This is a genomic window from Streptomyces sp. RLA131 (genome assembly GCF_056270125.1).
Genome location: NZ_JBWDOQ010000002.1, coordinates 2776763 through 2800496, shown reverse-complemented (window position 1 = coordinate 2800496; position 23734 = coordinate 2776763). Strand labels below are relative to the sequence as shown.

The window sequence follows — 23734 nt, the reverse complement described above, 5'->3', positions numbered from 1 at the left end:
GAGGGTCCACCCGACTACCGCCTGGTCCCGCCCGCCATCGCCGCCTGGCTCGCGGCGGCCTGGGCACTGGCCGTGCCCGGGACAGCGGTGGCGGTGGCATGCGCGGCAGCCGTGGCGACAGCGGCCCTCCTGCTCGCACTCTCCCGACGCCGCCACTCCCACGCGGGCTCCGCCGCGCCGGCCGGTGGCCCCGGGCGGTCCGTCCCGGGTGCGGGGGAGGCCGTGGACGGGGTGTGCCGCGATGACGGCGCTGTGCTTGACGGCGTCGCGGCGCCGGCCGGTGGTCCTGGGCGGCCCGTTCCGGGTGTGGGGGATGCCCTGGACGGGATGTGCCCTCGTGGTGGGGTCACCCCGTCCCGCGGTTCCGGGCGGCCCGCCTCCGGTGGGGCCGGCGTCGTGGCTCCGGAGGGCCGCTCGGGAGCCGGCTCGCCGGCGCCTGGCTCAGCGCCACCGCCCGGAAGGTCGCGGCCGGCCGGCGCGTGGGTGGCCCCGGGGGCCGGACGCGGTTCAGGGCGCCCGCTTGCCGGGCTGACGGCGGCCACGGTGACCGTTCTGCTCTGCGCGGCGGCAGCCGCCGGTGCCGCCGCCCTGCACGCGGCCGATCTGCACCGGGGCCCCCTGCCCGCTCTGGCGGCCGACCAGGCCCGCGCCACGGTCGAGTTGAGGCTCACCGGCGACGCACGCATCCTCCGACCCCGGGTGCGGGGAGCCGCCCGTACACCCGCGACCGCGATCGTCGACGCCGAGGCGGTCCGCGTCACCGCCCGGGGCCGTACGACCGCCGTGCGCACCCCGGTGCTGGTCATCGCCGACCAACCGGCCGGGCCCTGGCTGCGGTTGCTGCCGTCGACCCGGGTCACCGTCAACGCCCGGCTCACGCCGTCGGCCCGTCCGGGCGACCGTGTGGCGGCGCTGCTGTCGGTGCGCGGGCCGCCCCGGGTGACCGGGCCGCCCACCTCCGTCCAGCGCATGGCGGGCCGCCTCCGCGCGGGCCTGCGCACGGCCTCCGCGGGCCTGCCGCCCGGCGCCAGGGCCCTGCTGCCTGGGCTGGTGGTGGGCGACACCGCGCGCCTCACGCCCGAGCTGCGCGATGCCTTCGAGGCCACCGACCTGACGCATCTGACCGCCGTCTCGGGTTCCAACCTCGCCATTCTGCTCATGCTGCTCATCGGGCCGCCCGGCACCGCCATCCTGGCCGAACGCGGCGGTCTGGCACCCCGCCTGGGCATCCCGCTCCGGGTCACCGCCGTGCTCGGCGGTGCGCTCACCCTCGGCTTCGTGATCGTCTGCCGCCCCGATCCGAGTGTGCTGCGCGCCGCCGCCTGCGGGCTGATCACCCTGCTGGCCATCGGCACCGGTCGCAGGCGTTCCCTTCTCCCGGCCCTGTCGGCGGCTGTGCTCCTGCTCCTGCTCAACGACCCCTGGCTCGCCCGCTCGTACGGCTTTCTGCTCTCCGTCCTCGCCACCGGCGCCCTGCTTGTCCTCGCCCCGCGGTGGAGCGCGGCTCTGCAGCGCCGAGGGGTGTCGCCCCGCCCGGCGGAGCTCCTCGCCGCGGCGGCGGCCGCACAGGCGGTGTGCGCACCGGTGGTGGCCGTGCTGGCCGCCCGGGTGAGCCTTGTGGCGGTGCCCTGCAACCTGCTGGCGGAGCCTGCTGTCGCCCCGGCCACGGTGCTCGGCTTCGCGGCTCTCGTGGTGGCGCCGGTCGCGATGCCGGCCGCCCGGGCCCTGGCGTGGCTGGCCGGCCTGCCCACCGGCTGGATCGTCGTGGTCGCCCGGCACGGCGCGGGGCTGCCCGGAGCGACCGTCGACTGGCCGGGCACCTGGCCGGGCGCGGCCCTGCTCGCCGCGCTCACCGTGGCCGGTGTGCTCCTGGGCCGCCGGCTGTCCCGGCATCCCTGGCTGTGCGCCGCGGCCGCGCTGCTCCTCCTGCTGGCGGTCCTGCGCCCGGTTCCGCTGACCGGCGCCCTCACCGGCTGGCCGCCGCCCCGATGGCGCATGGTCGCCTGCGACGTCGGTCAGGGCGACGCCCTGGTCCTGTCGGCGGGCGAGGGCACCGGCACCGCCGTCGTCATCGACACCGGTCCCGATCCCGCACTCGCCGACCGCTGTCTGCGCTCCCTGGGGATCACGACCATCCCGCTGCTGGTTCTCACGCACTTCCACGCCGACCATGTGGACGGCCTCCCCGGGGTGCTGCGGGGCCGCAGGGTCGGTGCGATCGAGACCACCACCCTCTACGAGCCCTCCGGCCAGGCCGCCTTCGTGCGCCGCCGGGCCGCCGTCGCGGGCATCCCGGTCGTCAGCGCCACCGCCGGTGAGCACCGTCGGCTGGGCACCCTGGACTGGCAGGTGCTCTGGCCACCCCCACCCGCTCCAGGCGCCCTCCCGGACGACGGACCCAACGACGCGAGCATCACCCTGCTGGTCCGCACCGCGGGCCTCACCCTTGTGCTCCTGGGCGACCTCGAACCGGCCGCCCAGCAAAGGCTGCTCGCCGCCACCCCCGGGCTGCCCCGCGTCGACGTCCTCAAGGTCGCCCACCACGGCTCCGCCTACCAGGACCCCGCCCTGCTCGCCCGGCTGCGCCCCCGGCTGGCGCTCATCTCCTGCGGCGTCGGCAACCCCTACGGCCATCCCTCGCCCCGCACCGTGGACGCGCTCCGGGCGTTGGGCGCCACCGTCCTGCGCACCGACACCGATGGCCCGATCGCGGTCACGGGAACGCCGCATCAGCTGCGCGCCGCCCGGGAGGGGAAAGGCTCATGAGGTCTCACCGATGCCGTGTATACGCTCCCTTGACCTGCCAGAAACGTAAAAGGCCTTACGCAGATACCCGCCGGGATGTAAGTCTACGCGCGTTACATCGTGTGAACGGCAGTGAACCCGGCCTTCGGAGGCGTCAAGTGCCCATCAACCGCAGAGACTTCATCAACCGCTCGGCCGCGACCGGGGCGGGGGTCGCGCTCGCCGGGACGGCCGGCGCGGTCGTTGCCGCGCCGCAGGCGGCCGCCGCAGAGAAGAAGAACGGCGGCAAGGGCGAGCACGCCCCGAAGACGTACTCCTTCTCGATCCTGGGGACGACGGATCTGCACAGCCACGTCTTCAACTGGGACTACTACACCAACGCGGAGTACACCGACTCCAAGAACGACGACATCGGGCTGGCCAAGGTCTTCAGCCTGGTCAAGCAGGTCCGCGAGGAGAAGGGCGCCCACCGTACGCTGCTGGTCGACGCCGGCGACATCATCCAGGGCACCTCGCTCGCGTACTACTACGCCAAGGTCGAGCCGATCACCGGCAGCAAGGGCAAGCGCGGCCCCATCCACCCGATGGCCGCCGCCATGAACGCCATGCACTACGACGCGGCGGCGCTGGGCAACCACGAGTTCAACTACGGCATCCCGCTGCTGCGCACCTTCCAGGAGCAGTGCAAGTTCCCGCTGCTGGGCGCCAACGCGCTGCACGCGAAGACGCTCAAGCCGGCCTTCCCGCCCTACGTCATCAAGTGCATCCCGGTCCCGGGCCGCCCGCCGGTCAAGGTCGGCATCATCGGCCTGACCAACCCCGGTATCGCGATCTGGGACAAGGACAACGTCTCCGGGAAGATGGTCTTCCCCGGCCTGGTCGAGCAGGCGGCCAAGTACGTCCCCAAGGTGCGCGCGCTCGGCGCCGACGTGGTCTTCCTGACCGACCACTCCGGCCTCGACGGCTCCACCTCCTACGGTGACGCCCTGCCGTACGTGGAGAACGCCTCGAACCTGGTCGCCCAGCAGGTGCCCGGCATCGACGCGATCCTGGTCGGCCACACCCATGTCGAGGTCCCCACCTACAAGGTGACCAACGAGACCACCGGCAAGGACGTCGTGCTGTCCGAGCCCTTCTGCTGGGGCAAGCGCCTGTCGGTCTTCGACTTCGAGGTGGAGTTCAGCAAGGGCAGGTGGCACGTCACCTCCGTCACCTCCGACGTCCTCAAGGCCAACGCGGTCGAGGAGGACCCGGAGATCGTCAAGCTGCTGACGGCGGACCACGACAAGGTCGTGGCATACGTCAACCAGACGATCGGCACCTGTACGCAGGAGATGTCCGGGGTCGACTCGTGCTGGAAGGACACGGCGATCATCGACTTCATCAACTACGTCCAGGCCGCGACCGTCAAGGCCGGCCTCACCGGCGACGACGCCTCGCTGCCCGTCGTCTCCGTCGCCGCCCCCTTCAGCCGCACCGCCGACATCCCGGCGGGCAATGTCTCCATCCGCGACATCGCGGGCCTCTACATCTACGACAACACCCTCTACGGCAAGAAGCTCACCGGCGCCCAGCTCAAGGACTACCTGGAGTTCGCCGCGGCCTACTACAACCGGGTCCCGGCCGGCACCGCCGTCGACACCGCGACCCTCACCAACAGCACCTCCGGCGGCACGACGCGCTGGGACTACACCTACGACGTCGCCCTCGGCCTCACGTACGACATCGACATCGCGCAGCCCTCGGGCTCGCGGATCGCCAACCTGCAGTACAACGGCGCCGCCATCGACGAGACCCAGGTCTTCGTGGTCGCCGTCAACAACTACCGGGCGTCCGGCGGCAGCGGCTACCCGCACATCGCCTCGGCCGAGATCGTCTACAACGGCGGTCAGGAGATCCGTCAGCTGCTGATCGACTACGCGGTCACGGCCGGCGAGATCGACCCGTCGGTCTTCTTCACCGACAACTGGAAGCTGACGCAGGCCGGCACTCCCGTCTTCTAGCCGGGCCTCTCCCGGGCCGGCGGCGGCACACCGCCGCCGGCCCGGGAGCCCGAGGAGGAGAGGACCCGCCCGGCGTCAGCACGCCCGAGCAGCGGATCCGGAGCCGGCTCGCCGGCGACCGTGCCGATCCACGGCGGCTGGGTCGACGACCTGCGCCGCACCTTCAGCGGCCGGCGCTGAGGCCCTGCCGGTCCGATCCGGTCCGGTCCGATCCGGTCCGGGCCGGTCCGGTTCGGGCCGGTCCGTTGCGGGATCCGGCTCAGTCCAGCCCCAACTGCTCCTCCGGGACCGAGATCACCCAGCGGGTGTCCTGCCTCGGCCGCAGGTACAGCAGCCAGTACAGGCACGACACCGCCACGATCCCGCCGGTGATCAGCAGGTCCTGGGTCGTCTGCTGCGTCAGCACGTACACCAGCACCACGATCAGCAGCAGCGGCACCGCGGGCCACAGCGGCATCCGCCACGCCTGGTGCTTCGCGTGGGGGCCGCGCCGTGAGGCCAGCGCCGCCACCGCCACCACGACGTACATCGCGGCCACCGCCACGCCCGTGACACCGCTGAGCGTCTCGACCGGGACGAAGCACAGCACCGCGCCCGGCACGCCCACCGCCAGGGTCGCCACCCACGGCGAGGCGAAGCGGCCGCCGAGGCGGCCGAAGGCCTTGTTGACCGGCCGCGGCCAGGCGCGGTCGCGCGCCGACGCGTACAGCACGCGCGAGTTCTGGATCACCATCACGATGCCCGCGTTGATGATCGCCAGCGCGATGCACAGGCTGATGAAGGTACCGACCGCCGAGTTGCTCCAGCCCCGCACGAGCGCCGACAGGTTGCCTTCCGCCAGGCTGTGCAGATCGGGGGCGCCGACGGTGATCGCGATGGTCGGGACGATCACGACGGCCGCGCCGATGCCCAGCGTCCACAGCACGGTCCGTGACACGGTCCGCTTCGGGTTCTCCATCTCCTCCGACAGGTACACCGCCGTGCTGAACCCCTGCAGCACGAACAGTGCGATCGCCAGTCCCGCGACGACCGTGCCCGCCGTCACCGCCGAGCTCATGCCGTGTCCCGCGTCCGTCACCGGGTGCAGCAGCACCGACGCCGAACGCTGGCTGTGCGAGAAGCCCAGGACGGCCACCAGGCCGGCCGCGATGACCTCCAGCACCAGGAAGATGCCGGTGATCCAGGCGTTGGCCCGCAGGTCGAGCAGGCCCATGACCGTCGCGAGCAGCATCACCCCGGCGCCCGCGAGCTGGCCGTTGACGTGCATGATCGGTTCCAGGTACTCGCCGGTGCCCAGGGCGATGATCGGCGGCACGATCATCACGACGATCAGCGACAGTACGAAGACGATCCACCCCGCCAGCCGCCCGACCAGCGTCCCCACCATCGCGTACTCGCCGCCCGCACTGGGGATCAGCGTCCCCAGCTCCGAGTAGCAGAACGCCACCGCGACACACAGCACCGCCGCGATGACGATGGTCAGCGCGGTGCCGGTGCCCAGGTCGGCGAAGAGCGGCGGCACGATCACGAAGAGCGACGAGGCCGGAGTCAGGCACGAGAGCGTCAGCAACGTGCCGCCCACCACGCCGATCGACCGGGTCAGGGCCTTGGGCGCGTCCATCGGCGGCGCCAACGGCGAATGCGGGGGCTGGAGCGTGTCGGTCATGCGGGGTCCGATCGACTCGGGCTGAGGGGGCTACCGCCTCCGGTCAAGGAAAACATGGAGCGGAATATGTGCTTCCGTCCCGGCATGAAACCCCGGGCGTCAACAACCCGTCAAGAGGTCTCATGCAACGAAATCCGAAGCTGAATTCCCGCTAATACCCGTAAACCCTTGAGGAGACCGGCCATGGATGCCGTTCTGCTCACTCCAGAATCAGAATAGCCACGGCCCGTCCGCCATCGGGTCCGGTCTCGCATCCCGGACACCGTCCCCCACGCCCGCGCTTGTCCTCAGTCGCCGGACGGGCTGAAGGGCTTCTCGGTCCAGCCGTCGAGCTCCTCGGCCAGGGCTTCGAGCGCGGCGGGGTCCAGGCGGCCGTCCTCGTCCTCGATGACGACGAGCCACTGGGCGTCCTCGGCGTCGTCCTCGCCGGCCAGGGCATCACGGATCAGGCGGGGGGTGCCGGGCAGGCCGAAGCGCTGTACCGCCTCCGCGGCGGTCTCTTCCGCCGCGTCGCGGTCGGGGAGTACGAGGACATGGTGCACGCGGACATTGTGCCGGGGTGTCCGAGGCTCGTGCGATGCTGGTCGGCGATGGCCAGGAACAGTGCGACAGACGACCCGCTCGCCCCGCTCACCCTCGCCGTGGGGCAGGAGGATCTGCTGCTCGACCGTGCGGTGCGGCAGGTGGTGGCGGCCGCGCGGGCCGTCGACGCGGACACCGATGTCCGGGATCTGATGCCCGAGGCCCTGCAGCCGGGGACGCTGGCGGAGCTGACGAGCCCCTCGCTGTTCGCCGAGCGCAAGGTCCTGGTCGTGCGGAACGCGCAGGACCTGTCGGCGGACACGGTCAAGGACGTGAAGGCGTATCTCGTCGCGCCCTTCGAGGAGATCACGCTGGTGCTGCTGCACGCCGGCGGAGCCAAGGGCAAGGGACTGCTGGACGCGGCGCGCAAGGCCGGGGCGCGCGAGGTGGCCTGCCCGAAGATGACGAAACCGGCGGACCGGCTGGCCTTCGTACGGGGGGAGTTCAGGGCGCTGGGGCGGTCGGCGACGCCGGAGGCGTGCCAGTCGCTGGTGGATTCGATCGGGAGCGATCTGCGGGAACTGGCGAGCGCCTGCGCGCAGCTGGTGGCCGATGTGGAGGGCACGATCGACGCGGCGATCGTGGCGCGGTACTACACCGGGCGGGCCGAGGCGACCGGCTTCGAGGTGGCCGACCTGGCGGTGACCGGGCGGGCGGCGGAGGCGCTGGAGCGGCTGCGGTGGGCGCTCGCGGTCGGGCAGCCGCTGCCGGGCATCACCTTCGCCCTGGCCAGCGGTGTGCGGGCGATCGGCAAGCTGGCGTCGGCCCCGCGCGGGGCCAATCCCGGCGTGCTGGCCCGGGAGCTGGGCATGCCCCCGTGGAAGATCGACCGGGTACGCCAGCAGATGCGCGGCTGGACGGGCGACGGGGTCTCCGACGCCCTGCGCGCGGTCGCCGAGGCCGACGCGGCCGTCAAGGGCGGCAGCGCGGACCCGGCGTACGCGCTGGAGAAGGCGGTCGTCACGATCGCGCGGGCGGCCCGCCGGCGCTGAGCCGGGCGGGTGGCCCGGCTTGGCCCGGGAGGCCGCGCCCGCACGGCGCCGGCGGGGCCCGACGTCAGGCCGTCTTGAGCTTCTCCAGGGTGGACCGGCTGTCCGTCTTGAGCCACTCGGTGACCTCGGAGATCTCCGGCGGGTCCTTGTCGGTGTCGTACGACGACAGATAGGCGTCGTACGTCATCTGGTACGTCATCCAGCCGTCGCGCACCGCCAGCGTCGCCGCCCGGGTGCCACTGGTGCTGGATCCGGTCGTGGTGTCCTCGGTGACGAGGTACGCCTCGTCGCCGAAGCCGCTGATCTTCTCGACCTTGTAGTCCTCGTACCGGTCGCCGTAGTTCTCCCACAGCGCGCTGAACTCGGGTGCGGGGTCGGTGGCCTTGTGGAGGTCGACCTGGACCGAGAAGTACGCGTCGGAGTAGGACGAGCCGGACTTCTTCAGACCGATGCTGCAGTAGCTCTCGTCGAGGGCATCGGCCTTGAGGGTCTTGTGCAGGGGGTCGGTGTCGTCCTCCGGGTACTCGTTCTCGAAGGAGGAGTAGTCGACCACCGCGCACAGGTCGGACTTGGTCTCGTAGCCGCGCAGATCGGCCGACGGGCTGTCGTCGCCACCGAGGAGGAAGACGCCGCCGGCCCAGAGCGCGGAGGCGAACACCGCTCCCACCACGGCCCACAGGATGGCGCGGCCCGCTCCGCCGCCGGCCCCCGCGGGCGGCGGCGGCGCGTACGGGCCCGGCTGGGGCTGCGCGTACGGGTTCTGCTGGGACGGTATGGACGGCGGCGGTGGTCCGTAGCCGCCCGGGGACTGCGGGCTGGGGTACGGATAGGCGCTCGGCTGGGCCGGTACCTGCGGTGCCGGCCCCTGGGGCACGGGCGCTACCGGCGCCGGCGGCAGGGCGGCGGCCGGCTGGGGTGCGGGCGGCTGCGGTGCGGGCGGCTGGGGTACGGGATCTGACGGCGGCGGTGACTGGGACGGCTGCGGCTGCTCAGGCGGCGTGGACATGTCGTGACAATAAAGCAGCAGATGTTGGTCACGGGACTGCTTTGGCGCAGATCGTTACTGTCCACACCCTGTGGACCGATCATGCCGAAGGCCCCCGTACCGGGTAGGTACGAGGGCCTTCGGGTTGTGCCGCGCACGCGTGGCGAACGCGTCCGCGCGCGGCGTGTGCTGCTGTGGGTGCTGGTCCGGGCGGTAGAGGGGCCGCTGATTCCGGTTTCCGGCGTACAAAGCGGTGGTACTGGTGGTGCGGGTGGAACAGGTCGTGCGGTGAAGCGGAGCGAGAAGGTCAGGCGCTGATGCCGGAGACCTGGCCGGCGATCGCCGACTTCTTGTTGGCGGCCTGGTTCTTGTGGATGACGCCCTTGCTCACGGCCTTGTCGAGCTTCCGGGCGGCCAGACGGGCGGCCTCGGTGGCCTTCTCGACGTCACCGGCGGCCACGGCCTCACGGGTACGGCGGATGGCGGTCTTGAGCTCGGACTTGACGGCCTTGTTGCGCAGGCGCGCCTTCTCGTTGGTCTTGTTCCGCTTGATCTGGGACTTGATGTTCGCCACGAAGAGAGCCTTTTCCTTCAATTGTTCCGGGTGAGTGTCCCGGGTCGGAGGGCGCGGGACACAGTGCTCCAGGCTACCAGCCACGCTGTCGGCGTCCCAAACCCATGCCGGGCCGCGAACATGGGACTATGGAGGCCGACACTCGGACATCGGTGACGTTGCTCCGACCAAGAGATCCGCTTGTTGATCCGACCAAGACTGGACCCTGCGTGCCCGCGACCCCTTCGAACGTGCCGGAGCCGAGCCGTACCGACCCGGCGCTGATCCGCAACTTCTGCATCATCGCGCACATCGACCACGGCAAGTCGACGCTCGCCGACCGGATGCTCCAGCTCACCGGTGTGGTGGACTCGCGGCAGATGCGCGCCCAGTACCTGGACCGGATGGACATCGAGCGTGAGCGCGGTATCACGATCAAGTCGCAGGCGGTCCGGCTGCCCTGGGCGCCGAACACCGGTGACGACGTGGGCAAGACCCACATCCTGAACATGATCGACACCCCGGGCCACGTGGACTTCACCTACGAGGTCTCGCGTTCCCTCGCCGCGTGCGAGGGCACGGTGCTGCTGGTCGACGCGGCCCAGGGCATCGAGGCGCAGACGCTGGCCAACCTCTACCTGGCGATGGAGAACGACCTCACCATCATCCCGGTCCTCAACAAGATCGACCTGCCGGCCGCGCAGCCGGAGAAGTTCTCCGAGGAGCTGGCCAACCTCATCGGATGCCGGCCCGAGGACGTGCTCAAGGTCTCCGCGAAGACCGGTGTCGGCGTGGACGCGCTGCTCGACCGGGTGGTCCGGGACGTCCCGGCCCCGGTCGGCGTCAAGGACGCCCCGGCCCGCGCGATGATCTTCGACTCGGTGTACGACTCCTACCGCGGTGTCGTCACCTACGTCCGTGTCATCGACGGACAGCTCAACAAGCGCGAGCGCATCAGGATGATGTCCACCGGCGCCACCCACGAGCTGCTGGAGATCGGCGTCTCCTCGCCCGAGATGACCCCGGCCGACGGCCTGGGTGTCGGCGAGGTGGGCTACCTCATCACCGGTGTGAAGGACGTCCGCCAGTCCAAGGTCGGTGACACGATCACCTCCCTCGTCAACGGCGCGACCGAGGCGCTCGGCGGCTACAAGGACCCCAAGCCGATGGTGTTCTCGGGTCTGTATCCGCTGGACGGCTCGGAGTACCCGGACCTGCGCGAGGCGCTGGACAAGCTCCAGCTCAACGACGCCGCGCTGGTCTACGAGCCGGAGACCTCCGCGGCCCTCGGCTTCGGCTTCCGGGTGGGCTTCCTCGGCCTGCTGCACCTCGACGTGATCCGCGAGCGCCTGGAGCGCGAGTTCGGCCTCGACCTGATCGCCACCGCCCCCAACGTGGTCTACCGCGTGATCATGGAGGACGGCAAGGAGCACACGGTCACCAACCCGAGCGAGTTCCCCGAGGGCAAGATCGACCAGGTCTTCGAGCCGGTCGTACGGGCCACGATCCTCGCGCCCACCGAGTTCATCGGCTCGATCATGGAGCTGTGCCAGACCCGCCGCGGCACGCTGCTGGGCATGGACTACCTCTCCGAGGACCGGGTCGAGATCCGCTACACCCTCCCGCTGGCCGAGATCGTCTTCGACTTCTTCGACCAGCTGAAGTCCAAGACCCGCGGTTACGCGTCGCTCGACTACGAGCCCACCGGCGAGCACGCCTCCAGCCTGGTCAAGGTCGACATCCTGCTGCACGGCGACAAGGTCGACGCCTTCTCCGCCGTCACGCACAAGGACGCGGCGTACGCGTACGGCGTGCGGCTCGTCGCCAAGCTGCGCGAGCTCATTCCGCGGCAGGCCTTCGAGGTGCCGATCCAGGCGGCCATCGGCTCCCGGGTCATCGCCCGCGAGACGATCCGCGCCATCCGCAAGGACGTCCTCGCCAAGTGCTACGGCGGTGACATCTCCCGTAAGCGGAAGCTGCTGGAGAAGCAGAAGGAGGGCAAGAAGCGGATGAAGATGGTCGGCTCGGTGGAGGTCCCGCAGGAGGCCTTCATCGCGGTGCTCTCCAGCGACGAGAGTTCGTCGAAGAAGAAGTAGCGCGCGGCCCCGGGCAGGCCCCGGCCCCGCTCCCGGCCCGCTCCCGGCCATCAGCCGGCTCGCACGAAGGACGCCTGTCCGATGAACGGACAGGCGTCCTTCGTATGAGCGGGTATCCGGTACGGCATTCGGGTGAATGGCGAAAAACCCGGCCGGGCGCGGTTTCTGGCGCGCTGTCACGACCGTTACTCATGGTGACAGTGGCGACGGGCGCCGCTGCGGAAGGGGAACTGAAGTGAAGTACACGAAGGCCGCCGCGATCGTCGCCGGTTCCATGATCGCGCTGGGTGCGGCGGCCGCCGCGCCGGCGTTCGCCGACAGCGGCACGGTGCCGCTGGGCGAGGGCGCGACCAAGCTCCTGGACGCCAAGGACGCGATCACCAAGAACGGTCTGAAGGTCGTCTCCGGCAAGACCGGCGAGCTGCTGGGCGGCGTCTCCAAGACCGGCGGCACGTCCCCGATGGTCGGTGGCCTGCCGCTCGGCCGCTGATGCCCGGGACGGCGGGTCCGCCGCGCGTCGCGGCGGGCCTGCCGGTCGCCTGCCGGTCCGCGAGGTGTGTGTATATGTCACGCACCTCACTCGTCACGGTTGTATCGCGGCGCCCGTAGCCTCTTACCAAGCGGGTTTCCTTTCTCTACCCTGATCACGACTCGATGGTTACTCGCGAGTTAACTCAGTAAAGAGGCGGGCTCCCGGAGGATGTCGTGACGGACACGCAGACGTTGATCGAGAATCGGCCGCCCTCTGTGGCGACGCTCTTCCTGGAGCGAGTCGCGGCGACGCCCGACACCGAGGCGTACCGCTACCCCGTACCGGCGGCGGACGGCGGCCCGGACGAGTGGCACGCGCTGACCTGGAAGCAGGCCTCGACCAGGATCCACGCCATAGCGGCCGGTCTGATGGACCTGGGCGTACGGCCGGAGGAGCGGGTGGCCATCGCCGCCGCGACCCGGCTCGAATGGATCCTCTCCGACCTGGGCATCCTGTGTGCGGGGGCGGCCACCACCACCGTCTACCCGACCACCAGCGCCGCCGAGACCGCCTTCATCCTGGCCGACTCCGGCAGCCGGGTACTGATCGCCGAGGACGCCACGCAGCTGGCCAAGGTCCGTGAGCGGCGGTCCGAGCTGGCCGAGCTGGTCCATGTGGTGGTGATCGACCCCGAGGGCGCCGAGCTCGGCGACGACGGCTGGGCCCTCACCCTGGACGGCCTGGAGGAGCGCGGGGCGGCGTACCTGGAGAAGAACCCGGACGCCGTGACGGACGCGGTCGCCGCGCTCACCAAGGACCAGCTCGCGACCCTGATCTACACCTCCGGCACCACCGGCCGCCCCAAGGGTGTGCGGCTGCGGCAGGACGCCTGGTCGTACATGGGACGCGCGATCCAGGCCGTCGACCTGCTCGCCGAGGACGACGTCCAGTACCTGTGGCTGCCGCTGGCCCATGTCTTCGGCAAGGTGCTCATCGCCGGGCACATCACGGTCGGCGGCGTCGTCGCGGTGGACGGCCGGGTCGACAAGATCATCGAGAACCTGCCGGTGGTGCGGCCTACGTACATGGCCGCCGTGCCCCGGATCTTCGAGAAGGTCTACAACGGGGTCGCGGCCAAGGCCCGGGCGGCCGGCGGCGCGAAGTACTCGATCTTCAAGTGGGCGGCCGAGACCGCCCGTGAGTACGGCAAGATCTCCCAGGACAACTTCCGGCGCACCGGCCGGGCGAGCGCCCCCTTCGGCCTGGCGGCCAGGCACGCGGTCGCAGACAAGCTGGTCTACGCCAAGATCCGCGAGGCCTTCGGCGGCCGGCTGCGCGCCTGCATCTCCGGCGCCGCCGCGCTCTCGCCCGAGATCGGCTACTTCTTCTCCGGCGCCGGCATCCACATCCTGGAGGGCTACGGTCTCACCGAGACCAGCGCCGCGAGCTTCCTCAACCCCGGCGAGGCCTACCGCACCGGTACCGTCGGCAAGCCCTTCCCGGGCACCGAGGTCCGGATCGCGGAGGACGGCGAGATCCTGCTGCGCGGCCCCGGCGTCATGGAGGGCTACCACGGGCTGCCGGAGAAGACGGCACAGGTGCTGGAGTCCGACGGCTGGTTCCACACCGAGGACATCGGCGAGCTGTCCGCCGACGGCTATCTGAAGATCACCGACCGCAAGAAGGACCTGATCAAGACGTCGGGCGGCAAGTACATCGCCCCCGCCGAGGTCGAGGGCCAGTTCAAGGCGGTGTGCCCGTTCGTCAGCAACGTCCTGGTCATCGGAGCCGACCGCAACTTCTGCAGCGCGCTGCTCGCCCTGGACGAGCCCGCCATCCTGGGCTGGGCCGAGGAGAACGGCCTGGGCGGCAAGCCCTACGCCGACGTCGTCACCTCCGAGCAGGTCCGTGAGCTGATCGGCGGCTATGTGCGGCGGGTCAACGACGGGCTCCAGCGCTGGGAGCAGATCAAGACCTTCCGCGTCCTGCCCCGCGACCTCGACGTCGAGCACGGCGACCTGACGCCCAGCCTCAAGCTCAAGCGGCCGGTCGTGGAGCGGGAGTTCAAGGAGCTGATCGACGACATGTACGCGGGTACCCGGGAGGCCTGACGGCGCGGCGGCCGGGGAGCGGCGCCGGGCGCGGCTCCCCGGCCGCCGGCGGCCCGTGCGGGCGTGCGCGGGCGTCACGCGCGGGCGTCACGCGCCCGCCGAGCGTTCCGCCGACAGGGACCGGAAGGCCCGTTCCAGGGCGGCCACCCGGCGGCCGAGTTCGGCGACGTCGGCACGGTCGTCGCCGGACAGCTGCCGTTCCACGGCCGTCAGCCGTCGGGTGATCTCGGCGTCCCCGGCGAGGAGTTCGCGCAGCTGGCGGGTCTTGCGGTGCAGGTCGAGGAAGACGGTGACCTTGGCGCGCAGCACCCAGGGGTCGAACGGCTTGGTGAGGTAGTCGGCGGCGCCGGTGGCGTAACCGCGGAAGGCGAAGCTGGTGTCCAGGTCGTTGCCGGTCAGGAAGATGATCGGGATGTCCTTGGTCTGGTCGAGCCGCTTGATGTTGGCGGCGGTCTCGAAGCCGTCCATGCCGGGCATCAGGACGTCGAGCAGGACGACGGCGAAGTCCTGGCGCAGCAGCGCCTTCATGGCCTCCTCGCCGGAACGGGCGCGTACCAGGGGCTGGTTGAGCGAGCCGAGCACGGCCTCCAGGGCGATCAGGTTGTCCTCGCGGTCGTCGACGAGCAGGATGCCCGCCGGGTCGCCGTATCCGATCATGACGCGGGCCCCGCAGGCCCCGTGGGTGTGCCGTCGCCGGACTCCGGGTCGAGCAGAGCGCAGGCCACGCTGAGCAGCCGGTCGACGTCCACCGGTTTGGGTACGTAGTCGTTGGCGCCGCAGGCGATGGACTTCTCGCGGTCGCCGGGCATGGCCTTGGCGGTGAGGGCGATGATCGGCAGACCGGCCCAGCAGGTGGTGCGGCGGATGGCCTCGATGGTCTCGTAGCCGTCCATCTCGGGCATCATGATGTCCATCAGGACCAGTGAGACATCGGGGTTGCGCTCCAGGGACTCGATGCCCTCGCGGCCGTTCTCGGCGTAGAGGACGGGCATGCCGACCCGCCCGAGGACATGGGTCAGGGCGAAGACGTTGCGGATGTCGTCGTCGACGATCAGCACCCGGTGGCCGGGCAGGACCCGGCCGGGCCGGCCGCCGCGCCACTCCTCCAGCTTGCTGGTGGTGGGCCAGCCGGGCTCCTGGTGGGGGAGGGCGTCCGCCGGCTGTGCGGCCTGCTCCGGTTCGTGCTCACCGGCCCGGTCGGGGTCGGCCGAGTACACCGCGGGGACGTACAGGGTGAAGGTCGAGCCCCGGCCCGGCTCGCTCTCGGCGACGATACGGCCGCCGAGCAGCCCGGCGATCTCACGGCTGATGGACAGGCCGAGCCCGGTGCCGCCGTACTTGCGGTTGGTGGTGCCGTCGGCCTGCTGGAAGGCCTCGAAGACGACCGGCAGCTTGTCGGGCGCGATGCCGATGCCGGTGTCCCTGACGGAGAAGGCGATCAGCTGCTCCTCGTCACCGGTGCCGCCGGCGGTGCCCTCGCAGTGGGAGACCCGCAGCTCCACCAGGCCCTGGGAGGTGAACTTGATGGCGTTCGACAGCAGGTTGCGCAGGATCTGCTGCACCCGCTGCTCGTCGGAGTACATCTCGCGCGGCACCCCCTCCCCGACGCAGACCTCGAAGGCCAGCCCCCGGTCGAGGGTGATGGGGCGGAAGGTGGCGTGGACGTAGTCCAGCAGCTTGATCAGCGGCAGCTTCTTGGGGCGTACGTCCATCCGGCCGGCCTCGATCTTGGACAGGTCGAGGATGTCGTTGATCAGCTGGAGCAGGTCGGAGCCGGAGCGGTGGATGGTGGTCGCGAACTGCACCTCCTGGTCCGACAGCCGGCCGTCGGGATTGTCGCCCAGCAGCCGGGCCAGGATGAGCAGCGAGTTCAGCGGGGTGCGCAGCTCGTGGGACATGTTGGCGAGGAACTCCGACTTGTACTGGGAGGAGATGGCCAGCAGGGCCGCCTTCTCCTCCAGCGCGGCGTTGCTGCGCTGCAACTCGGCCTGCTGGCGCTGGAGTTCGTCGGAGCGTTCCTGGAGCTGCGTCGCGAGCCGCTGGGACTCGCCGAGCAGTGACTCGGTACGGGAGTTGGCGATGATGGTGTTGATGGCGACGCCGATGGTGCTGACGAACTGGTCGAAGAAGGCCAGATGGACATCGGAGAAGCGGGAGAAGGAGGCCAGTTCGATGACGCCCAGCAGCTGGTCCTCGAAGAGGATCGGGATGATGACCACGCTGGCCGGCGCGGCCTCGCCGAGCCCCGAGCCGATGGTGATGTAGTCCGGCGGGGCCTCCTCCACCAGGATCCGCTTCTTCTCGATCGCCGCCTGCCGTACGAGGCCGTGGCCGGGCATGCCCGGGGTGTCGACGGTCGAGCTCTGCGCGGAGCCGTAACCGGCGATGAACGCCAGTCCCTTGTCCTCGGTCCGCTCGGTCTCGGCCAGGAAGAAGGCGCCGTACTGGGCGTTCACCAGGGGGGTCAGCTCGCGCAGGATCAGGTCGGCGACCTCCATCAGATCGCGGTGGCCCTGCATCAGCCCGGCGAGGCGGGCGAGGTTGGACTCCAGCCAGTCCTTGGCGCGGGTGGTCTCGCGGAGGTTGGACACCATCAGGTTGATGTTGTCCTTCAGCTCCGCCACCTCTCCCTGGGTCTCCACGCTGATGGAGCGGGACATGTCGCCCTGCGCGACGGCGGAGGCGACCTCGGCGATGGCACGGACCTGGGTGGTGAGGTTGGACGCTAGCTCGTTGACGTTGGTGGTGAGCCGCTTCCAGGTGCCGTAGACGCCCTCGACGCGGGCCTGGCCGCCGAGCCGGCCCTCGCTGCCGACCTCACGGGCCACCCGGGTCACCTCGGAGGAGAAGGAGGACAGGGTGTCGACCATCGTGTTGATGGCCGTCTTCAGTTCCAGGATCTCCCCGCGCGCGTCCACGTCGATCTTCTTCGACAGGTCGCCGTTGGCGACGGCGGTGGTGACCTGGGCGATGTTGCGGACCTGGGAGGTGAGGTTGTCGGCCATGAAGTTGACGTTGTCGGTCAGGTCCTTCCAGACCCCGCTGACGCCCAGCACCTGCGCCCGGCCGCCGAGCCGGCCCTCGGTGCCGACCTCGCGGGCCACCCGGGTCACCTCGTCGGCGAACGCGCGCAACTGGTCGACCATGGTGTTGACGGTGTCCTTGAGCTCCAGGATCTCGCCGCGCGCGTCGACCGTGATCTTCTTCGACAGGTCACCTTTGGCCACGGCGGTGGTGACCTGGGCGATGTTGCGGACCTGGGAGGTGAGGTCGGACGCCATGAAGTTGACGTTGTCGGTGAGCTCCTTCCACACCCCGCTGACGCCCCGGACCTGCGCCTGACCACCGAGATTGCCCTCGGTGCCGACCTCGCGGGCGACCCGGGTCACCTCGTCGGCGAAGGCCGACAACTGGTCGACCATGGTGTTGATGGTGGACTTCAGCTCCAGGATCTCGCCCTTGGCCTCGACGGTGATGGTCTTGCCCAGATCGCCCTGCGCGACCGCCGTCGCGACCTGGGCGATGTTGCGGACCTGGGAGGTGAGGTTGTCGGCCATGAAGTTGACGTTGTCCGTGAGGTCCTTCCAGACCCCGCTGACGCCCCGGACCTGTGCCCGGCCGCCCAGCTGGCCCTCGGTGCCGACCTCGCGGGCGACCCGGGTCACCTCGTCGGCGAACGCGGACAGCTGGTCGACCATCGTGTTGACGGTCGACTTGAGCTGGAGGATCTCGCCCTGCGCGTCGACCGTGATCTTCTGACTGAGGTCGCCGTTGGCGACGGCGGTGGTGACCTGGGCGATGTTGCGGACCTGGGAGGTGAGGTTGGACGCCATGAAGTTGACGTTGTCGGTGAGGTCCTTCCAGACCCCGCTGACGCCCCGGACCTGTGCCCGGCCGCCCAACTGGCCCTCGGTGCCGACCTCGCGGGCGACCCGGGTCACCTCGTCGGCGAAGGCCGACAGCTGGTCGACCATCGTGTTGACGGTCAGTTTCAGCTCCAGCAGCTCGCCGGTCGCCTCCACCGTGACCTGACGGGTCAGGTCACCGCGCGCCACCGCCGTCGTCACCACGGCGATGTCCCGCACCTGGGCGGTCAGCCGGGCTGCCATCGTGTTGACGGCCTCGGTGACATCGCGCCAACTGCCCGACAGACCCTGGACCTTCGCCCGGCCGCCCAGCCGTCCCTCGGTGCCCACCTCGCGGGCCACCCGGGTCACCTCGCCGGTGAACAGCGACAACTGGTCCACCATCCGGTTCACCGCCCGCCCGAGCCGCCGCAGATCACCGCGGAGCGGGCGGCTGCCGTCGTGCAGATCCACGCGCTGGGTCAGATCGCCGCCCGCGACCGCGTCGAGCACCCGGGTGGCGTTGGCCGCCGGGATGACCAGCGCGTCCATCAGGGTGTTGGCGGCCTGCACGTTCATCGCCCAGGAGCCCTGGCCGGGGCTGGGGGAGAGGCGTTCGTCGAGTCTGCCGTGGCGCACCACCTCGCGCCGCACCCGGGCCAGTTCGCCGGCGAAGTGCCGCTCCCGGGCCGTGATCTGGTGGAAGACCTCGGCCACTTCGGCCATCAGGCCCTCGTACGGGGCGTCGTGCGGGCCGTCGAGCCGGGCCCGGAAGTCCCCGTCGGCCAGGGCCCGCATGGCGGTCAGCAGCGGTCTCAGCCCGGGGACCGAGGGATCCTGCGGTGCTGCTGCGGCTTCGCCCCGTTGCCGTACTCGTGCGGAAGAAGGGGAATTAGGGGCGGGAACAGCCGATTTAAGAGCCATCACGGCCTTCTTTGGTGACTCGGTGCGTACGAGCGGGCTCAGTCTGTCACGCTGGCCCTGTCGCCAAGGGCGCAATGCCGGATCTGCTCAGGAGCCGCACAGTGGGGCCAGACTGCATGCCGCGCGAGTTCGTTTCCCGTACCAGCCTGCCCGGGAACCAGCTCGCGGCTTCCGCGTCGCGCAGGTTCGTGCGGGCCGCGCTCGCCGAGTGGGCCGTGCGGGAGGTATGGCCCACCGACGGCACGGGCGACCGGGTCGTGGACGACGCCGTGCTGCTCGTCAGCGAACTGGTGACCAACGCCGTGATCCACGCCGGTACGACCGCCGAGGTGCTGTGCCGCCTGGACGCGCCGCGGGCTCTGGTCATCGAGGTGTCCGACCACCACCCCGCGCGGATGGTCCGCAACCCCGTCGAAATGGAGCGTGAGGGGCGCGAGGGAGGGCGCGGGCTCCAGCTGGTCGCGGCCTTCTCGCAGGAGTGGGGGATCACCTACCGCCGCGACCTCAAGACCATCTGGTGCCGGCTCGCCCTCCCCGACGCGGACGCGGACGCCGACGCGGACGCCCATGCCCATGCCCACGCCCGGGAGAGCGGGGATCCGGCCGCCGCCGGGAAGGGGGGCGACCGCGGCTTCGCCCGTGACCTGCGCGCCGCCGAGATCCTCGCCCCCTCCCCGCAGCGCGCCTTCCGGCGGCACGACAGCGACTGGATCAGCCGCGGCTCGCTGTCCTTCCTCGCCGAGGCCTCCGACCTGCTCGCCGGCCAGCTCGACGAGGACCTGGTCGCCGCGCTCGCCGGCCAGCTCCTGGTGCCCCGGCTGGCCGACTGGTGCGCGGTCTGGCTCAACCCCGGGGGCCCCGGCCCCGGCGCCGACACCACCGAGCCCCGGCTTGCCCGCGTCTGGCACCTGTCCGAGAACCGCATCGACAACCTGCGCACGGCTCTGGAGAAGAACCCGCCGGCGTTCCCCGCCACCGCCGGCCGCGCCGGCGCGGTGCCCTGGCCGTGGCCCGCCACCGACGACCCCTTCGACCCCGGAGGCGCCGCGCTCGCCTGCCCGCTCATCGTCGGCGGCCGCTGCCACGGCACCCTGCTGCTGGGGCGTACCGGCCTCATGCGCATCCCCGACGAGGTCATCGGCCTCATCGAGGACTTCGCCCGGCGGGTGGCGCTGGCCGTCGGCACCGCCCGGCAGTACGCCCGCCAGGCCATGATCAGTCAGGTGCTCCAGCGCGGTCTGCTGCCCGCCACCATCGCGCGCATCCCCGGCATGGAGACCGCCATCGTCTACGAGCCCACCGGCGCCGATGTCGTCGGCGGCGACTTCTACGACCTCTTCCCGGCCGGCGGCGACCGCTGGTGCTTCGCCCTCGGCGACGTCCAGGGCAGCGGCCCCGAGGCGGCGGCCGTCACCGGGCTCGCCCGTCCGGTCATGCGGTTGCTCGCACGCGAGGGCTACAACGTCGCCGAGGTCCTGGACCGCCTCAACCGCGCCCTGGCCGACGAGGCCGCCGCGGCGGCCGCCGTCTCCCTCGGCGCCGAACCACCGCGGTTCCTGTCCCTGCTGTACGGCGAGATCGTCCCGTACCAGGCCGGCCGGGGCGCCCGCTGCACCCTCGCCAGCGCCGGGCACCCGCTGCCGCTGGTCCTGTCGGCCGCCGACGGCGCGGTACGGCCCGTCGCGGCCCCGCAGATACTCCTCGGCATCACCGACGACGCCCGGTACCTCAGCGAGTCCTTCGACCTCGCCCCCGGCGACACCCTGCTGTGCGTCACCGACGGCGTCACCGAGCGGCGCAACGGCAACCGCCAGTTCGACGACGACGACGGCCTCACCGCCGCGCTCGCCGCCTGCGCGGGACTGGGCGCGGTCGCCGTCGCCGAACGGATCCGGCGGGCCGTCCACGACTACGACGCCAGCCCGCCCGACGACGACCTGGCACTCCTCGTCCTCCAGGCGCAATGATCACCGGCCTCGTGCCGGACAATGGGTGACATGCCTTCCGTACTGCCTGACGGCGAGCCCCTGCCCGAGAACGGCGCGCTGCCGCCCGCCGCCCTCACCGGTGCCGGGGACCGCCCGCTCGGGTTCTATCTGCACGTCCCCTACTGCGCGACGCGGTGCGGGTACTGCGACTTCAACACCTACACCGCGAGCGAGCTGCGCGGCAGCGGCGGGGTGCTGGCCTCCCGCGACAACTACGCCGACACCCTGGTCGAGGAGATCCGCCTCGCGCGCAAGGTGCTCGGCGACGACCCGCGGGCCGTGCGGACCGTCTTCGTGGGCGGCGGCACACCGACCCTGCTCGCCGCGGACGACCTGGTGCGGATGCTGGCCGCGATCCGCGACGAGTTCGGGCTCGCCGACGACGCCGAGATCACCACCGAGGCCAACCCGGAGTCCGTGGACCCGGCCTATCTGTCCGCGCTGCGCGAGGGCGGGTTCAACCGCGTCTCCTTCGGCATGCAGAGCGCCCGGCAGCACGTCCTGCGGGTCCTGGACCGCCGGCACACCCCCGGCCGCCCCGAGGCCTGCGTCGCCGAGGCGCGGGCGGCGGGCTTCGACCACGTCAACCTCGACCTGATCTACGGCACCCCGGGGGAGACCGACGACGACTGGCGCGCCTCCCTGGACGCCGCGATCGGCGCCGGCCCGGACCATGTCTCCGCGTACGCCCTCATCGTGGAGGAGGGCACCCAGCTCGCCCGGCGCATCCGGCGCGGCGAGGTGCCCATGACCGACGACGACGTCCACGCCGACCGCTACCTCATCGCCGACGAGCGGCTGTCCGCCGCCGGTCTCGCCTGGTACGAGGTCTCCAACTGGGCGGCCTCCGAGGCCGGCCGCTGCCGCCACAACGAGCTCTACTGGCGCGGCGCCGACTGGTGGGGCGCGGGCCCCGGCGCCCACAGCCACGTGGGCGGCGTGCGGTGGTGGAACGTCAAGCACCCCGGTGCCTACGCCCAGGCCCTGGCCGAGGGCCGCACCCCCGGCGCCGGCCGCGAGGTCCTGGCGGACGAGGACCGCCGGGTCGAGCGCATCCTGCTGGAGCTGCGGCTCGTGGAGGGGTGCCCCCTGGACCTCCTCAAGCCGGCCGGCGCGGCCGCCGCGCAGCGGGCCGTAAGGGACGGCCTCCTGGAGAGTGCCCCTTACGCCCGGGGCAGCGCCGTCCTCACCCTGCGCGGCAGGCTGCTCGCCGACGCGGTCGTACGGGATCTCGTCGACTGACCCGCCGCGATCACTCCCCGGAGTGAACCCGTGCGGATCCGCGGTGCGGCTGCCTACGCTGTTCGTAGGCTGCTGCCGTACTTGCGGCGGCGGGAAGCGGAGGGCCACGGAGATGACCGCTGTGGATGACCGACTGATCACTGATGTCGCCGAGATCTTCGAGAACCTGGAGGTTCCCGAGGGTTTCAAGGCTGAGCTCCTCAGGGGGGACATCGTGATGATGGCGGGGCCCGACGTGGTCCACAACCGGATCGTCCGGTCCGTTCAGGACCAGATCCCTCACGACCGCTGGGAGCGCCTTCAGACCCAGGACATCTCCATCCCGGGCGAGAGCAGCGAGCCGCAGCCGGATCTTGTGGTGATGGAACTCGGTGCGTTCGACGGTCCCGGGCGGCTGATTCCGGCTCCTGCTGTCACGCTGCTGATGGAGGTCGTCTCCAAGAGCAGCGTCGACCGCGACTACGGCGAGAAGCGTTCCATCTATGCGGCGGGCCAGGTTCCCGTCTACCTGATCATCGACCCGATGGCGGCCCACTCCGTGGTGCTCACGGATCCGATCGGCAAGGGGGAGGACGCCGACTACCGGACGGAGCGGACGTTCAAGTTCGGTGCTCCCGTTCCGCTCGACCTGCTCGGCGTCAAGCTGGAGACCGCCGGGTTCCAGACCCTGCCCCCCGTCAAGAGGCACCGCCGGCCGTGACGAAGTCGATCAGTTCCTCCACCCGCCCCAGCAGGGCCGGCTCCAGGTCCTTGTAGCTGCGGACCGAGCCGAGGATCCGCTGCCAGGCGGCGCCGGTGTTCTCCGGCCAGCCCAGGGCCCGGCACACGCCGGTCTTCCAGTCCTGGCCGCGCGGCACCGACGGCCAGGCCGGGATCCCGACGGAGGAGGGCTTCACGGCCTCCCAGACGTCGATGTAGGGATGCCCGACGACCAGGACGTCGGCGCCCGTGACCCGGTCCGCGATACGGGACTCCTTGCTGCCCGGGACCAGGTGGTCGACCAGGACGCCGAGGCGGGCGTCCGGTGCGGGGGCGAACCCGGTCACGATCGCGGGGAGGTCGTCGACGCCCTCCAGGTACTCCACGACGACGCCCTCGATGCGCAGGTCGTCGCCCCAGACGCGCTCGACCAGCTCGGCGTCGTGACGGCCCTCGACGTAGATGCGCCCGGCGCGGGCGACCCGGGCCCGCGCACCGGGGACGGCGACCGAGCCCGAGGCGGTACGGGCCGGGGTGCGCGGGGCGCCGGGGGAGGGGCGGACGAGGGTGACGGCCTGGCCGTCGAGCAGGAAGCCGCGCGGGACCATGGGGAAGACGCGGTGCTTGCCGAACCGGTCCTCCAGGGTCACGGTCGGCCCCTCGGCGGACTTCTCGCAGCGCACGACGGCCCCGCAGAAGCCGGTGGCGGCCTCCTCGACGACCAGGCCGGGCTCGGCGGCGGCCTCGGGCGCGGGGGCGCTCTTCTTCCAGGGCGGGGTGAGGTCGGGACCGTAACTCCTGCTGCGCATGCGTCAGATCGTATCCAGTCGT

16 protein-coding genes are annotated in these 23734 nt (G+C 71.2%); 9 read left to right on the top strand and 7 right to left on the bottom strand.

Translation table 11 applies throughout. The features are described 5' to 3' along the window. The first annotated feature begins 327 nt into the window (after positions 1-327). Both RWE79_RS13735 and RWE79_RS13730 read left to right on the top strand, forming a co-directional pair. Complete coding sequence (locus tag RWE79_RS13735) at positions 328-2766, top strand: ComEC/Rec2 family competence protein (protein ID WP_475945791.1); 2439 nt, start codon at positions 328-330, stop codon at positions 2764-2766. Positions 2767-2903: 137 nt separating this feature from the next. Next, entirely contained in the window at positions 2904-4748 is a 1845-nt protein-coding gene (locus tag RWE79_RS13730; protein WP_475940356.1) for a bifunctional metallophosphatase/5'-nucleotidase, read from the top strand. A gap of 259 nt (positions 4749-5007) precedes the next feature. On the opposite strand, the gene RWE79_RS13725 is transcribed toward RWE79_RS13730, so the two are convergent. Both RWE79_RS13725 and RWE79_RS13720 read right to left on the bottom strand, forming a co-directional pair. Continuing rightward, positions 5008-6414 carry an APC family permease gene (locus RWE79_RS13725; protein ID WP_475940355.1) on the bottom strand — a complete coding sequence of 469 codons (1407 nt, stop codon included), beginning with the start codon at positions 6412-6414 and terminating at the stop codon, positions 5008-5010. 287 nt (positions 6415-6701) lie between these two features. Next, positions 6702-6956, bottom strand: a complete 255-nt coding sequence (locus tag RWE79_RS13720) for a hypothetical protein (protein ID WP_475940354.1) — start codon at positions 6954-6956, stop codon at positions 6702-6704. A 48-nt stretch (positions 6957-7004) separates the two neighbouring features. Here RWE79_RS13720 and holA point away from each other — a divergent pair, with 48 nt between their 5' ends. Next, positions 7005-7988 carry a DNA polymerase III subunit delta gene (holA, locus tag RWE79_RS13715; RefSeq protein ID WP_475940353.1) on the top strand — a complete coding sequence of 328 codons (984 nt, stop codon included), beginning with the start codon at positions 7005-7007 and terminating at the stop codon, positions 7986-7988. A 64-nt stretch (positions 7989-8052) separates the two neighbouring features. Here the strand turns inward: holA and RWE79_RS13710 are convergent, their stop codons facing one another. Continuing rightward, positions 8053-8994, bottom strand: coding sequence for a hypothetical protein (locus RWE79_RS13710; protein WP_475940352.1), 942 nt, complete (start codon positions 8992-8994; stop codon positions 8053-8055). 286 nt (positions 8995-9280) lie between these two features. Beyond that, positions 9281-9547, bottom strand: a complete 267-nt coding sequence (gene rpsT, locus RWE79_RS13705) for a 30S ribosomal protein S20 (RefSeq protein ID WP_475940351.1) — start codon at positions 9545-9547, stop codon at positions 9281-9283. A 209-nt stretch (positions 9548-9756) separates the two neighbouring features. Here rpsT and lepA point away from each other — a divergent pair, with 209 nt between their 5' ends. The 3 genes from lepA to RWE79_RS13690 all read left to right on the top strand — a co-directional run bounded on the left by lepA (position 9757) and on the right by RWE79_RS13690 (position 14205). Beyond that, entirely contained in the window at positions 9757-11622 is a 1866-nt protein-coding gene (gene lepA, locus RWE79_RS13700) for a translation elongation factor 4 (protein WP_475940350.1), read from the top strand. Positions 11623-11857: 235 nt separating this feature from the next. After that, a complete protein-coding gene (locus RWE79_RS13695) occupies positions 11858-12112 on the top strand; it encodes a hypothetical protein (RefSeq protein WP_475940349.1) in 255 nt (84 codons plus the stop codon). Positions 12113-12327: 215 nt separating this feature from the next. Beyond that, entirely contained in the window at positions 12328-14205 is a 1878-nt protein-coding gene (locus tag RWE79_RS13690; RefSeq protein WP_475940348.1) for an AMP-dependent synthetase/ligase, read from the top strand. An 87-nt stretch (positions 14206-14292) separates the two neighbouring features. On the opposite strand, the gene RWE79_RS13685 is transcribed toward RWE79_RS13690, so the two are convergent. After that, positions 14293-14862, bottom strand: a complete 570-nt coding sequence (locus tag RWE79_RS13685) for a response regulator (RefSeq protein ID WP_475940347.1) — start codon at positions 14860-14862, stop codon at positions 14293-14295. Next, positions 14859-18848, bottom strand: a complete 3990-nt coding sequence (locus tag RWE79_RS13680; RefSeq protein ID WP_475940346.1) for a HAMP domain-containing protein — start codon at positions 18846-18848, stop codon at positions 14859-14861. Before RWE79_RS13680 ends, RWE79_RS13685 begins: the two co-directional genes overlap by 4 nt. A 242-nt stretch (positions 18849-19090) precedes the next feature. On the opposite strand from RWE79_RS13680, the gene RWE79_RS13675 reads away from it, so the two are divergent. The 3 genes from RWE79_RS13675 to RWE79_RS13665 all read left to right on the top strand — a co-directional run bounded on the left by RWE79_RS13675 (position 19091) and on the right by RWE79_RS13665 (position 22904). Then, a complete protein-coding gene (locus RWE79_RS13675) occupies positions 19091-20941 on the top strand; it encodes a SpoIIE family protein phosphatase (RefSeq protein ID WP_475940345.1) in 1851 nt (616 codons plus the stop codon). Positions 20942-20962: 21 nt separating this feature from the next. Further along, a complete protein-coding gene (gene hemW, locus RWE79_RS13670) occupies positions 20963-22204 on the top strand; it encodes a radical SAM family heme chaperone HemW (protein WP_475940344.1) in 1242 nt (413 codons plus the stop codon). Between the two features lie 112 nt (positions 22205-22316). Further along, positions 22317-22904 carry a Uma2 family endonuclease gene (locus tag RWE79_RS13665; protein ID WP_475940343.1) on the top strand — a complete coding sequence of 196 codons (588 nt, stop codon included), beginning with the start codon at positions 22317-22319 and terminating at the stop codon, positions 22902-22904. On the opposite strand, the gene RWE79_RS13660 is transcribed toward RWE79_RS13665, so the two are convergent. Beyond that, positions 22882-23712 carry a DUF3097 domain-containing protein gene (locus tag RWE79_RS13660; protein ID WP_475940342.1) on the bottom strand — a complete coding sequence of 277 codons (831 nt, stop codon included), beginning with the start codon at positions 23710-23712 and terminating at the stop codon, positions 22882-22884. The two genes, RWE79_RS13665 and RWE79_RS13660, sit on opposite strands and share 23 nt — an antisense overlap. Positions 23713-23734 lie beyond the last annotated feature (22 nt).